Annotated in this window: 11 protein-coding genes and 1 tRNA gene; 5 read left to right on the top strand and 7 right to left on the bottom strand. The window is 70.0% G+C overall.

From position 1 onward, the window contains the following. Positions 1–30: 30 nt before the first annotated feature. Positions 31–768: an SHOCT domain-containing protein gene (locus GIY56_RS08055; protein WP_154764293.1), complete on the bottom strand. Its 738-nt coding sequence runs from the start codon at positions 766–768 to the stop codon at positions 31–33. Positions 769–868: 100 nt separating this feature from the next. Here GIY56_RS08055 and GIY56_RS08060 point away from each other — a divergent pair, with 100 nt between their 5' ends. After that, on the top strand, positions 869–1,942 hold the full coding sequence (locus tag GIY56_RS08060; protein ID WP_230312362.1) for a single-stranded-DNA-specific exonuclease RecJ family protein: 1,074 nt from the start codon (positions 869–871) through the stop codon (positions 1,940–1,942). Continuing rightward, a complete protein-coding gene (gene uvsE, locus GIY56_RS08065; RefSeq protein ID WP_154764294.1) occupies positions 1,935–3,089 on the top strand; it encodes a UV DNA damage repair endonuclease UvsE in 1,155 nt (384 codons plus the stop codon). The genes GIY56_RS08060 and uvsE overlap by 8 nt, the downstream gene beginning before the upstream one ends. Before the next feature lie 4 nt (positions 3,090–3,093). Here the strand turns inward: uvsE and GIY56_RS08070 are convergent, their stop codons facing one another. The 6 genes from GIY56_RS08070 to leuB all read right to left on the bottom strand — a co-directional run bounded on the left by GIY56_RS08070 (position 3,094) and on the right by leuB (position 9,505). Further along, a complete protein-coding gene (locus tag GIY56_RS08070; RefSeq protein WP_154764295.1) occupies positions 3,094–4,137 on the bottom strand; it encodes an HlyD family secretion protein in 1,044 nt (347 codons plus the stop codon). After that, positions 4,134–5,744, bottom strand: a complete 1,611-nt coding sequence (locus GIY56_RS08075) for an efflux MFS transporter permease (RefSeq protein ID WP_154764296.1) — start codon at positions 5,742–5,744, stop codon at positions 4,134–4,136. Before GIY56_RS08075 ends, GIY56_RS08070 begins: the two co-directional genes overlap by 4 nt. Next, a complete protein-coding gene (locus GIY56_RS08080) occupies positions 5,741–6,127 on the bottom strand; it encodes a MarR family winged helix-turn-helix transcriptional regulator (protein WP_230312363.1) in 387 nt (128 codons plus the stop codon). Before GIY56_RS08080 ends, GIY56_RS08075 begins: the two co-directional genes overlap by 4 nt. Before the next feature lie 131 nt (positions 6,128–6,258). Continuing rightward, positions 6,259–8,064, bottom strand: coding sequence for a gamma-glutamyltransferase (gene ggt / locus GIY56_RS08085; protein WP_154764298.1), 1,806 nt, complete (start codon positions 8,062–8,064; stop codon positions 6,259–6,261). A 125-nt stretch (positions 8,065–8,189) separates the two neighbouring features. Continuing rightward, positions 8,190–8,266: transfer RNA gene (locus GIY56_RS08090), tRNA-Pro, on the bottom strand. Positions 8,267–8,380: 114 nt separating this feature from the next. Next, positions 8,381–9,505 (bottom strand): 3-isopropylmalate dehydrogenase, encoded by a 1,125-nt coding sequence (gene leuB, locus GIY56_RS08095; RefSeq protein ID WP_154764299.1) that lies wholly within the window; start codon positions 9,503–9,505, stop codon positions 8,381–8,383. Positions 9,506–9,660: 155 nt separating this feature from the next. On the opposite strand from leuB, the gene GIY56_RS08100 reads away from it, so the two are divergent. From GIY56_RS08100 to GIY56_RS08110, 3 genes are read left to right on the top strand one after another with little or no spacing between them, the layout of a single operon-like run. Continuing rightward, positions 9,661–10,851, top strand: a complete 1,191-nt coding sequence (locus GIY56_RS08100) for an MFS transporter (RefSeq protein WP_154764300.1) — start codon at positions 9,661–9,663, stop codon at positions 10,849–10,851. Next, on the top strand, positions 10,844–11,881 hold the full coding sequence (locus GIY56_RS08105) for a glycosyltransferase family 4 protein (RefSeq protein WP_154764301.1): 1,038 nt from the start codon (positions 10,844–10,846) through the stop codon (positions 11,879–11,881). Before GIY56_RS08100 ends, GIY56_RS08105 begins: the two co-directional genes overlap by 8 nt. Continuing rightward, positions 11,878–12,492, top strand: a complete 615-nt coding sequence (locus GIY56_RS08110; RefSeq protein ID WP_154764302.1) for a glycosyltransferase family 29 protein — start codon at positions 11,878–11,880, stop codon at positions 12,490–12,492. The genes GIY56_RS08105 and GIY56_RS08110 overlap by 4 nt, the downstream gene beginning before the upstream one ends. Positions 12,493–12,515 lie beyond the last annotated feature (23 nt).

The following is a 12,515-nucleotide window of genomic DNA, read 5'->3' on the forward strand; positions in this document are numbered from 1 at the left end:
CGGATGGGTCCGGGCGGAAGCACCCAAACCCTACAGCCGCTTCAGCAATTCGGCCTTCTTGGCGTCGAACTCGGCTTGGGTCAGGATGCTGCGGGACATCAGCGCGTGAAGCTGCTCGATCAGGGCGGGGATCGAGCCTTCCGGGGACGCTGGCCGGGATGCCTCGCCCGAGACGCTATCCTGCGGGGCATCGGACGGCTTGGGTGGCGCGGCCTGCGCGGGCGCGGCGTCCGGGACAGCAACCGGGGCCAGGCTGTCCAGCGGGACCGGCCCGTGCTGGCTGGTGAAGGTCAGCGCATGACCGCCCCCCTGCTGCTGGGACACGCCGCTGATCTGGTGATCGCCCGTGTCATACAGGACCATCCGCCCGCCGCGCATCACGGCCAGCCGCCGTGATGCGGGAAAGACCGCATAGCGCATGTCGTTCTGCCCCCCGCTGGAGGATGGCGCGCCCAGGTCCGACGGCCAGTCCGAGGCATCGCCCCCGTCCTGGGCCTGCTGGGCGAATGCGGCCGACCCCACCATGCCCGACAGGTCCTGGATCAGGTCTGCCACACGCGCCTTCAGGCCGTTGTCGAACATGTCCCCGACCATCAGCATCCCGCCGGACCACTGGCCCATGCCGCCGAATTCGGGATGATCGAACTGTGCCTGGCGGCCATGGCCGCGAACCAGGGCGGCCAGCATCGTCTCGGCCGCATCGGGGCTGAAGCCGTGCTGCCGCGCGACCCGTGCCACACGGTCGCGCCCTTCTTGGGTCAATTGCATGTGTCGAAACCTCTGCTGTCCTGCGCCATGAAACGCGCGGCGGGGATGGGTCCGTTCCCTTGCCTTGTGAAACCGGGCGGCGCTTGCGACGTTGGGGACCATGTCCGACCCCCGCCCCCAGTCCCCTGCCGACGTGCCCCCCGCCTTCCGGGCGGCGCTCGACCGATTCGATCCCGCGCGGCCCCCGTTGATCCTGGGCCATTTCGACGCCGACGGCTTGTCCGCCGTGGCGATCCTGGCCCGCGCCCTGGACCGCGCGGGCCGCCCCGCCGCCATCCGAATCACCGGCAAGGGCGAGAACCCCTGGTCCCCCGCCTTGCAACAGGAGTTGCAAGCGAACCAGCCCGGCGGGCTGATCGTGACCGATCTGGGCATCCGCGACGGCGACATCCTGCCGGGCGTCCCCACGGTGCTGGTCGATCACCACGTGCCCACCGGCACGCCCGGGGAGGCCGCGGTGATTTCCGGCAATGGCTGGGTGCCGGAACCCACCTCGTCGCTGCTGGCCTTCTGGTGCGCGAAGGCCCTGGGTGGCAATGACGACCTGCTGTGGCTTGCGGCCCTGGGGCTGATCGGCGACATGGCCGAAAAGGGCTTTCCCGAACTGACCGATGCGCAGGCGCGATACGGCAAGACGGCGCTGCGCGATGCCGTGTCGCTGGTCAACGCGCCCCGCCGGACGGCCCGCGCCGATGCCGGCCCGGCGCTGGCGCTGCTGATGCGGTGCGATTCGCCCAAGGAACTGCTGCGGGGCGGCCATCCCGAAACCGCCCTGCTGCAGGCCGCCAAGGCCGAGGTCGCGGCGGAACTGGACCGCGTCCGCCGCACCCCGCCGAAGATCCGCGGCGGTGTCGCGCTGATCCGCTTTTCCTCGCCCTGCCAGATCCATCCGCTTGTGGCGCAGGCCTGGCGCGGGCGGCTGCGGGACAAGATCGTGCTGGCCGTCAACACCGGCTATCGCCCCGGCTGGATCCATTTCGCCGCCCGCAGCGCCACCGGCGCGGACCTGATCCGCTTCCTGGCCGATCACCGCCCCCCGGGCGCGGGCACGGAATACGGCAGCGGCCATGCCCAGGCCACGGGCGGCGCGCTGCGTCCCGCCGACTGGGCCGACTTCGCCGCCCGGATCGGCTTTCCCGAGGAGACTGCGCCCGAGGAGACTGCGCATGACTGATCGACCGCTCCGCCTGGGCTTTCCCGTCAAGGTGATGGGACGGCCCGGGTTGAAAAGCAACGACACCCGGCGCTGGCGGCAGGACCCGCATCTGAAGACCTCGCTGGAATACGTGGACGCGATCCTGGACTACATGGTCGAGGTGGGCATCGACATGTATCGCATGTCCTCGGACCTGGCGCCCTATGCCACGCATCCCGACATGCCCCAGTTCCACGCCATGGTGGCCGAGAGCGATGCGGAACTGGCGGCGCTTGGCCGCAAGGCACGCGGGCTGGACATGCGGCTGTCCTTCCATCCGTCGCAATTCGTGCTGCTGAACAGTCCCGATGCGGGCCTGACGGCGAAAAGCATCTGGGATCTGGCGTCCCAGGCCGAGATGCTGGACCGCATGGGCATGGGACCGGAAGGCGTCCTGGTCACGCATGTGGGCGGGGTCTATGACGACCGCGAGGCAAGCCGCGCCCGCTGGATCGAGGGGTACAACCAGTGCCCCGACCATGTCCGCCGCCGCCTGGTGCTGGAAAACGACGACATCCGCTTTTCGGCGGCCGACGTGCTGTGGATCCACGACCGCTGCGGGGTGCCGCTGATCTTCGACTACCAGCATTTCTGGTGCCTCAACCCCGAGGGGCTGGCGCTGCGCCCGACCCTGGAACGCTTTGTCCGGTCCTGGCCCCAAGGCGTGCGGCCGAAGATCCATTTCTCCTCCCCCCGGACCGAGTTGCGGGAAATCAAGCGCAAGGTGACGGACAAGGAACGCGCGGCGCTGAAGGCGGCCGCCCCGGCCAAGGGCGGCGCGCTGACCAAGGGGGTGGTGAAGGCCACGTCGCGCTTCAAGACGGTGCTGCTGCCGCCGATCTGGACGGGTCACGCGGATTTCACCAACCCGTTCGAATTCGCGACCTTCATGCGCACGGCCGAAGGGTTGGACTTCGACGTGATGCTGGAGGCCAAGACCAAGGATCTGTCGCTGTTGAAGCTTCGCGGGGATCTGCTGCGCTATGCCCCCGACGTGGCGGCGCGCTTCGGCGTGGACCCCGGGGACGCCTCCGAGCTGGCCGAGGCCGAGGAGATGCTGGACGAAGGGGTCGAGACCGACGAAGCCCCCGACGAGGACGACCGGCTGGCCTCCGCGGGGGCGTGACCCGTCACTCCGGCGCGGTGGCGGTGTCCACGTGGACCACCACCGACATGCCGGGGCGCAGGTCTTCCGCCATCTCTTGCCCCGGGTCGATGGAAATGCGGACCGGCAGGCGCTGCGCGATCTTGGTGAAGTTGCCGGTGGCGTTGGTGCCCGCCAGCAGGCTGTATTCCGATGCGGTGGCGGGCGAGAAGGATTCGACCCGGCCCGCGAAGGCGCGGTGCCGCATGGCGTCCACGGTAAAGCGCACGGCCTCGCCCAACCGCAACCCGGTCAGGCTGGTTTCCTTGAAATTCGCGATGACCCAGACATCGCGGCCCACATGCGACACAAGCGCCGTGCCCGGCGTCACGTATTGCCCGACCCGGACCGAGACCTGGCCCAGATGGCCGTCCGAGGGCGCGCGGATCACGGTGTTGTCCAGCTCGATCCGGGCCAGTTCCACCGCGGCCTCGGCATTGGCGATGTCGGCCTGGCGCGATTGCAGGGCGACGCGGGCGGATTTCACCGATTCCCGCTGCACGTCCAGTTGCGCCTCGGCCTGGGTCACCGCCGCCTCGGCCTGCTGCAAGGCCAGTTCCGACTGGTCGGCCGTCGATTGCGAGGCCACCCCCCGCGTCCGCAGCGCCTGCGCGCGGTCCCAGCTGGTCCGCGCCGTGGTCAGGGCCGAGCGCGCGGATTCCACCCCCGCCTGGTCCGCGCGCAGCACCGCCTCGGCCGAGGCGACGCCCTGGGTCGCGACCTCCATCGCGGCATGGGCGGCGGCCAGTTGCGCATCGGCCTGGGCCAGCTTCTGGCGCGCGCTGCGGTCGTCGATCCGCGCGATCACGTCGCCGGCCTTGACGGGCTGGAAATCCGTGACGGCGACCGCGCTGACATAGCCCGTGGCCTGCGGCGCGATGGTGGTGACCTTGCCGCGGACATAGGCGTTCTCGGTCGTGGGTTCGGACGGCCGGAAGGGCGGCAGGTGCCAGGCGTAAAGCAGCAGCAGCACGCCCGCGATGCCGATGACCACGGCGATGACGGTGGGGATGAGGTTTTCTTTTTTCATGGGGTCGTGTCCGGTTCGGTCGGGGGCGTCATGCGCAGGGCCAGCCGGTCGCGCAGCATGTGCAGGATCAGGGCCGCAGCGGCGGCAAGGGCGATCCCGGCCGTCAGCAGATAGGCGTCGTTATAGGCCATCACGGTGGCCTGGGCGGATGCGTCCTGCGCGATCTGCCCGACGGCTTGCAGCCGGCGGGTGGCCGCATCGGGGATCTGGCTGGCCAGGGCCGCCATGCGGCCCGTGATGGCCTGGGCCGTGGGCGCGTCGGTGGCGGCCAGCTGTTCGGTCAGGGTCGCGTAATGGGCGGCCTGGCGGTGGTTGATGAGGGTCGTGAACAGGCCCGACCCCAGCACGCCCCCCAGGGACTGGGTCGAGATGAAGACGATCACGAAGGACAGAAGATATTGCGGCCCGCGCGCCAGGGCCGACACCAGCCCGGCCATCATCGCGGGCGGCAGGAACAGCATCCCCGCGAATCCGATCAGCGCCTGGCTGACGATCATCTGTTCGGGCCGCGTGTCGACCGTCGAATGGGCGTCCATGAAGGCGCCAAGGGCGATCAGCAGCAGCGCCGCCAGGTGCAGCACGGGCACGCGGTCGGGGCGGATCCAGGCCACGCAGGCCAGACCCCCCAGCAGGCTTGCCCCGACGATGATGGCGAACAATCCGGTCATCTGCGCGGGCGCGACGCCCAGCATCTGGAACATGCGCGGCGCGCCGGCGCTTTGCTCGGACAGGATCAGGCGGAACAGGAACAGGGTCGCGGTCAGGTGCAGCATGGCGGGGCTTGCCAGCCAGCGGATGTCCAGAAGCGGCGCGGCGCGGTTCAGTTCCACCGCGACGGCCATGGCCAGCGCCGCGACCGACACCGCCAGCAGCACCCCGATCCAGGGCGCGTCGGACCAGTAATGGATCGGTCCCATGACGAAGCCGATGGTCAGCCCCGCAAAGCCGACGCCGATCAGCAGGAAGCTGAGAAAGTCCAGCGGCTGGATCACCTTCATGTGCGGCACCGGGCGCAGCGGCAGCCGGAACACCAGCATCAGCGACACCATCGCCATGCCAAGCGCGGTCAGGTGGACCCAGGTCAGCCCCCCGTCCCCGATCAGCGCGGGCGATACGACGCGCGCCAGCGTGGGTCCCGCCATCATCACCGCCATCGCGGCGGGCAGGCCGAGGCGCATCTTCCATTGGGGGGACAACGGCTCCAGCATGTACATGAAGGCCAGGGTGGACAAGGGCGCGGCGGCCGCGCCCGACAGCGTCTGCACCACCACCGCGGACCGGAAGTCGCTGATCCAGACGGATGCGAAGGCCACCACCACATAGGCGATGATCCCCACCTCGGCAAAGCGGCGCAGGCCGTATTGCGTGCGGATCTTGATCAGCAGCAGGGGCAAGGATGCGCGGGGGATCATGTAGGCCGCCATCAGCCAACTGGCCTGGGTGGTGGTGATGCCCAGGTCGCCCGCCGTCTGCGGGATGTTCGCGGATACGAAGCCCTGCCCCAGGCCCTGCGACAGGGCCAGCACCACCGATGCGCCCATATAGGCCAGCGCCTGCGGCAGGGGCAGGGGCGGATGGGCGACGGGCGCGGCGGGTGCCTGGCTCATTCCCGGTCCAGCCTTGCGATATTGGCGGCGATGCGGTCCAGCACCGAATGCGCCACGGCCAGGTCGCCTTCGGGGATGCCCGCCACCAGGTCGGCCCGCATCCGGCGGGTGAAATCGACGATGCCGCTGTCCCGGCCCCTTGCGGTCAGGAACAGCGCGTTCTTGCGCCCGTCGCCCTCGGCGGGGCGGCGTTCGACAAAGCCCGCGCGTTCCAAGGCGTCGATCTGGCGCTTGAGCGTGGGGGCCTCGATCTCCAGCGCGGCGGCAAGATCGGCCTGCGTGGTCCCGTCCATCCGCGACAGCGTGGTCAGCGCCCGGGCGCGCGACAGCGTCAGGCCCATGGCCTCGGCCCGCGCGTCATAGCTGCGGCGCAGCAGGCGCATCAGGTGCAACAGCGTTTCAAGAAAATGCGAGGCTTGCGGCATGGCGGTGGCTTGTTGCGGTTCGTTAGCCAGCTAACCACTTAATCGGCCGTCTTCAACCCCGCAGGACGCCTCGGCGCGCGAAATTGTCCTCAGCCGCCGAGCGCGATCCCCTCGCGCCGGGGATCGGCGCCGCCCGACAGCGCCCCGTCCGGGCCGATCACGATGCCCTGCAGGCCCGAGGTCAGGTCCGTCTCGTTCAGCTCATACCCCATGGCGGCCAGGCCTTCGGCCAGGGCGGCGGGCAGGCCGGCTTCCACATCCATCGGGCCGAAGCGGTTGACGATGTTCGGCGCGGCCACGGCCTTCTGGATGTCCATGCCCCAGTCCAGATGCGCGATGATGGCGCGGGCAACATAGCCGATGATGCGGCTGCCGCCGGGCGATCCGATCACCATCACCGGCCGCCCGTCCTTCAGCACGATCGTCGGCGCCATGGACGACCGGGGCCGCTTGCCCGGCGCCACGGCATTGGCGATGGGCCAGCCGGCCTCGTCATGCGTCTCGAAGCTGAAATCGGTCAGCTCGTTGTTCAGCAGGAAGCCGCCGGTCATCAGGCGCGAACCGAAGCCGTTCTCGATGGTGGTGGTCATCGCCAGGGCGTTGCCGTCCCCGTCCACGATCGAGACATGCGTGGTGGACGGCAGTTCCAGCGACGCATCCTGCCCCCACAGCGCCGCATGGGACCAGCCGGGCGAACCTGCGCTCACCTCGGGCAGGCTGTCGTCGCCCGCCAGCAGCTTGGCCCGTTCGGCCAGATAGGCGGGGTCGATCAGCCCTTGCGTGGGCATCGGCACATGGTCGCTGTCGGCCATGAAGCGGCCCCGGTCGGCAAAGGCCAGCCGCGAGGCGTCCCCGATCAGCCGCCAGCTTTCCGGGTTTTCCGCCCCGAGCGCCGCCAGGTCGTAACCCCCCAGCATCCCCAGGATCTGCCCCACCGTCAGCCCGCCCGAGGATGGCGGTCCCATGCCGCAGACATCATGCGCCCGGTATTCGACGCAGACGGCGGGGCGTTCGACCACGCGATAAGCGGCCAGATCCCCCATCGACAGCCCGCCGGGATTGTCGGCCCCGCGCACGGCGGCGACGATGCCCTCGGCGACCGCGCCCTTGTAGAACCCGTCCGCGCCCTGCGCCGCCAGCGTGCGCAGGGTGTCGGCATAGGCGGGGTTCTTCAGCATCGTGCCTGTCGCGACCGCCTGCCCGCCCGGAAAGAAATAGGCGGTCGTGGCCGGATCGGCCTGCAACGCCTCGCCTTCTTCCGCCACTTGGGACGCCAGCCGGGGCGAGACGGTGAAGCCCCCTTCGGCCAGCCGGATGGCGTCGTCGAACAGGCCCGACCAGTTGGCCTTGCCCCAGCGGCGATGCGCCTCCTCCAGCAACGCAGGGGTGCCGGGGGTGCCCACGGACCGGCCGCCCACCACGGCATCCATGAACTCCATGGGCTGGCCGTCCTCCGTCAGGAACAGCGTGGGCGTGGCGGCCATCGGCGCGGTCTCGCGGGCATCCAGCGTGGTCAGCGCGCCGGTCTCCGCGTCATGCCAGACCAGGAAGGCCCCGCCGCCAAGGCCCGAGCTTTGCGGCTCGATCAAGCCCAGCACGGTCTGGACAGCCACCATGGCATCGGCGGCGCTGCCGCCCCCGGCCAGCACCCTGGCGCCCGCCTCGACGGCCAGGGGATGGGCCGCGCTGACCATCCAGCCCTGGCCGGTGACGGGGCGGCCTTCGGCCTTGGCCGTCAGCGCCGCGCGCGCGGCGTCGGACAGGGGGCCAAGATCGCCGGCTTGGGTGTCGATATTCGTCGCCGCCTCGGGCGCCACGGCATCCGTCGCCTGCTGGGAAAATCCCGAGGGGGCGCTGCCCAACAGCAGCACAAGCGCAAGGGTTGCACGTGCCATCCTTCCCTCCACCGTTGATCCCCGCAGTCTGCGCGCGCAGGAGCGAGGGCGCAAGAAACTTTGCGGTAACGGGGAAAATCCGTCCTGTGGGAAGATGGCGGTTATCGCGGGCGCGAAGAACCGACTGGTCGGAGCGAGAGGATTCGAACCTCCGACCCCCTGCTCCCGAAGCAGGTGCGCTACCAGGCTGCGCTACGCTCCGACCGTAGATGGGGCAGGTAGCGCGGGGCGGGACCGATTGCAAGCCCTGTCGGGCGCATGGGGACCATATTCTTCGCGAAAGGCGCGCCGCCGCCGGGGCGGCGCGGCCCCGGGGTCAGCCCTCGGACAGGGCGGCGAGGATGCGGTCGCCCATGGCGGCGGTCGAGATCGGGGTGCCGCCCTCGGGACCCATCAGGTCGGCCGTGCGCGCGCCTTGGGCCAGCACCGTTTCCACCGCCCGTTCCAGATCCGCCGCCGCATCCCCCTGGTCGAAGGAATAGCGCAGCGCCATCGCGAAGGACAGGATGCAGGCGATCGGGTTGGCCAGCGCCTTTCCGGCGATGTCGGGGGCCGATCCGTGGACGGGTTCGTAAAGCGCCTTGGGCCGCCCGTTCGCCATCGGCGCCCCCAGCGACGCCGAGGGCAGCATCCCCAGGGAACCGGTCAGCATCGCCGCCGCGTCCGACAGGATGTCGCCGAACAGGTTGTCGGTCACGATCACGTCGAACTGCCGCGGACGGCGCACCAGCTGCATCGCGCCGTTGTCGGCATACATGTGGGAAAGCTCCACATCGGGGTATTCGTTGTCGTGGACCCATTGCACCTCCTCGCGCCAGAGGATGCCCGATTCCATCACGTTGGCCTTTTCCATCGAGCAGACCTTGTTGCCGCGCTTGCGCGCCAGCTCGAAGGCCGACCGGGCCACGCGGCGGATCTCTCCGCTGGTGTAGCGTTGCGTGTTGATGCCGACACGGCCGCCCTCGTTACCGGGGTTGTTACCGTCCGCATGGATGCCGCGCGGTTCGCCGAAATAGATGCCCGAGGTCAGTTCGCGCACGATCAGGATGTCGAGACCCGCGACCACCTCGCGCTTCAGCGAGGAGAAATCCGCCAGCGCGTCGAAGCATTGCGCGGGGCGCAGGTTGGCATAAAGGTCCATCTCCTTGCGCAGGCGCAGAAGGCCGCGTTCGGGTTTGACGCTGAAATCCAGATTGTCGTATTTCGGCCCGCCCACCGCGCCCAGCAGCACCGCGTCGACCGATTGCGCCAGCGCCATCGTGTCGTCCGTCAGCGGCGTGCCATGCGTGTCATAGGAGGCCCCGCCGACCAAGCCTTGGCTGATGTCGAAGGACATGCCGCGATGGGTCCCGAACCAGCCGATGACCTTGACCACCTCGGCCATGACCTCGGGACCGATCCCGTCGCCGGGCAGGATGAGCAGGGAATAGGGGTCGGACATGGTTCCTCCGGGTTTCTCGGGTCGCGGCATCGGGTCCGGTGCTAGCCCCCCGTCATGGGCGGGTCAAGTTGACGCGCGGCGACACACTGCACGGCTTGCACCTTTCGCGCCCATGGCCCAGCCTGCGGCCGAACCGCGAGGGAGGAACGCCGCGCATGCCAGCCTTGTCCATCGGCATCGTCAGTCTGGTGCTGGCCTATGTCCTTTCCCAGTTCTATCGCGCCTTTCTGGCGGTGCTGACGCCGGTCCTGGGAACCGAACTGGGTGCCGCCCCGGGCGACCTGGCGCTGTCGTCGGGGCTGTGGTTCGCGGCCTTCGCGGCCATGCAGATCCCGGTGGGGCGGATGCTGGACCGCTGGGGGCCGCGCCTGACGGTGGCCCTGCTGCTGGGGGGCGCCGGGGGCGCGGGGGCGGCGGTCTTTGCCCTGGCGCAGGTACCCTGGCACCTGCATCTGGCGATGGCGTTGCTGGGCGTGGGCTGCGCGCCCGCGCTGATGGGATCATATTACATCATCGCGCGGGAATATCCGGCGGCGGCCTTTGGCGCCCTGGCCGGGATGATCGTGGGGTTCGGGTCGCTGGGCAACATCCTGGGCGCGACGCCGCTGGTCTGGGCCATCGAGGCCTTCGGCTGGCGGGCGACCATGGGCGCCCTGGGCGCGGCGACCGTGGCGGTGGCGGGGCTGATCCTGCTGAGCGTGCGCGATCCCGCCCGCCTGGGCGCGGATCACCCGCAGGGATCGCTGGCCGAGGTGCTGCGCATCCGCGCGCTGTGGTTCATCATGCCGCTGTTCTTCGTGAACTATGCCGCATCCGGCGCGATCCGAGGCCTGTGGGCCGCGCCCTATCTGGAACAGGTGTTCGGCGCCGATGCCAACCTGATCGGGCGGGCGACGCTGGCCATGGGGCTGGCGATGATCGCGGGCAATTTCCTGGTCCCCCCCGCCGTGCGGCTGGTGGGCAGCCTGCGCCGGACGGTGCTGATCTTCACCGGGGCCACGCTGGCGGTGATGGGGTTCCTGGTCCTGAAACCCGATCCCGGACTGGGCTTGGCCGTGGTCCTTCTGGCGCTGATCGGGCTGTCGGGGGCGGGCTATGTGCTGCTGATGGCGCATGGCCGGTCGTTTCTGCCCGACCACCTGGTCGGGCGGGGGGTGACGTTCCTGAACATGATCTCGATCGGGGGCGTGGGGGTGATGCAGTTCGCAAGCCGCCCGGTGTTCCAGGCGGCGTCCGGGGCCTTCGCCCCGCCGCAGGCCTTCGCCATGCTGTTCCTGTTCTTCCTGGTCCCGCTTGCCGGGGGCTTTGCCCTGTATTTCCTGACGCCCGAGGCCAAGCATGGCTGACCCCCTGGTCATCGCCCCGAACCTCAAGCGCCGCTTGTCGGGCGTCACCGCGACCGTGGTCCGGCTGATCCCGGTGCAGGCCCGGCTGATCGCGATCCGCGCGACCGGTCCTGGTCTGCCGCCCGAGGTGCCGCACATCCCCCTGATCCGCGCCGTTCTGATGCCGCGCGACCGCTGGCGGGTCTGGCACGCCCGGCGCAACACGGAAATGGCCTTGGGGCTGATCCTGCGCCGCGTGCTGCGGCGGAAATACCGGCTGCTGTTCACCTCGGCCGCGCAACGGCGGCATACGGGGTTCACCAAATGGCTGATCCGCCAGCAGGACGCGCTTGTGGCGACCTCGGACAAGGCGGCCGGCTATCTGGACCGGCCCGCGACGGTGGTAATGCATGGGGTGGATACCGCGATCTTCCAGCCGCCCGCCGACCGCGCGGCGCTGCGCCGCGAGCTGGGCCTTGATCCCGATGCCGTGCTGGTCGGCTGCTTCGGCCGGGTGCGCGCGCAGAAAGGGGTGGACCTGCTGGTCCGCGCCGGGCTGCGGCTGCTGCCGGATCGTCCGCGCGCGCAGATCGTTTTCACGGGCCGCATCACCCCCGACAACCGCGCCTTCGCCGACGGCTTGCTGGCCCAGATCCGCGCGGCGGGCTTGGCCGACCGCATCCGTTTCCTGGGCGAACTGCCATGGGACCAGGTGGTGCGCCATTACCAGGCGCTCGACCTGTTCGCCGCCCCCGCCCGCTGGGAAGGCTTTGGCCTGACGCCGCTGGAGGCCATGGCCTGCGGCGTTCCCACCGTCGCCGCCCGCGTCGGCGCCTATGAGACGCTGATCCGCGACGGCGTGACCGGCAGCCTGGTCCCGCCCGACGATGGGGACGCGCTGACCGGGGCGCTGCGGCATTGGCTGGACGACGATGCCGCCCGCGAAGCCGCAGGCCGGGCCGCCCGCGCCCATGTGACGGCGAACCACGCCATCGAGGGCGAGGCCCGCGCCCTGGTCGCGATCTACAACGACCTGCTGGCCCGGCCATGAACAGGCTGGCCTTCTACACCGCCCGCCTGATGCGCGACGAGGGCGCGCTGCAAGCCCTGTCGGTCCCGCAAGGGAACCTGCTGGCGGATCTGGAGGGCAAGTCGGTCGCCCTGATCGGCAATGCCCGGTCGCTGGCGGACAGCGCACACGGCGCGGCCATCGACGCCGCCGACCTGGTGATCCGCATCAACCGCGCGCCTATGCCCCAGGCGGCCAGCCACGGCACCCGCACCGACTGGCTGGCGCTGGCGGTGCGCCTGCCGGACGAGGACCGCGCCCGCCTGGACCCCGCGCGCCTGTTGTGGATGTCGCCCAAGCGCAAGCGGCTGGACTGGCGGACGGCAACCGGCCCCGGCTTCTACCTGCACCCGCTTGGGGATTACCGCGCGCTGAAGGACCGCCTCGCCGCCCCGCCCACCACGGGGGCGATGATGATCGACCTGTTGCTGCGGTCGCGCCTGACCGATCTGACGCTTTACGGCTTCGACTTCTTCGCCAGCCAGAGCCTGTCGGGCCGCCGCACCGCCGATCAGGTGCCGCATGATTTCGGGGCCGAGGCGGCTTGGGTGGAGGATCTGCGGCGAACGGATGGGCGGTTGGCCTTGGCCTAGGTGGCTGTGCGTGGATTGGCGAA

This window comes from Paracoccus lichenicola (assembly GCF_009708075.1).
Lineage (GTDB): Bacteria > Pseudomonadota > Alphaproteobacteria > Rhodobacterales > Rhodobacteraceae > Paracoccus > Paracoccus lichenicola.

Bases quoted from the DNA above. Each gene is read 5' to 3' on its own strand.
- GIY56_RS08055 (WP_154764293.1), bottom strand. From the start codon at position 768: ATGCAATTGACCCAAGAAGGGCGCGACCGTGTGGCACGGGTCGCGCGG.
- GIY56_RS08060 (WP_230312362.1), top strand. From the start codon at position 869: ATGTCCGACCCCCGCCCCCAGTCCCCTGCCGACGTGCCCCCCGCCTTC.
- uvsE (WP_154764294.1), top strand. From the start codon at position 1,935: ATGACTGATCGACCGCTCCGCCTGGGCTTTCCCGTCAAGGTGATGGGA.
- GIY56_RS08070 (WP_154764295.1), bottom strand. From the start codon at position 4,137: ATGAAAAAAGAAAACCTCATCCCCACCGTCATCGCCGTGGTCATCGGC.
- GIY56_RS08075 (WP_154764296.1), bottom strand. From the start codon at position 5,744: ATGAGCCAGGCACCCGCCGCGCCCGTCGCCCATCCGCCCCTGCCCCTG.
- GIY56_RS08080 (WP_230312363.1), bottom strand. From the start codon at position 6,127: ATGCGCCTGCTGCGCCGCAGCTATGACGCGCGGGCCGAGGCCATGGGC.
- ggt (WP_154764298.1), bottom strand. From the start codon at position 8,064: ATGGCACGTGCAACCCTTGCGCTTGTGCTGCTGTTGGGCAGCGCCCCC.
- leuB (WP_154764299.1), bottom strand. From the start codon at position 9,505: ATGTCCGACCCCTATTCCCTGCTCATCCTGCCCGGCGACGGGATCGGT.
- GIY56_RS08100 (WP_154764300.1), top strand. From the start codon at position 9,661: ATGCCAGCCTTGTCCATCGGCATCGTCAGTCTGGTGCTGGCCTATGTC.
- GIY56_RS08105 (WP_154764301.1), top strand. From the start codon at position 10,844: ATGGCTGACCCCCTGGTCATCGCCCCGAACCTCAAGCGCCGCTTGTCG.
- GIY56_RS08110 (WP_154764302.1), top strand. From the start codon at position 11,878: ATGAACAGGCTGGCCTTCTACACCGCCCGCCTGATGCGCGACGAGGGC.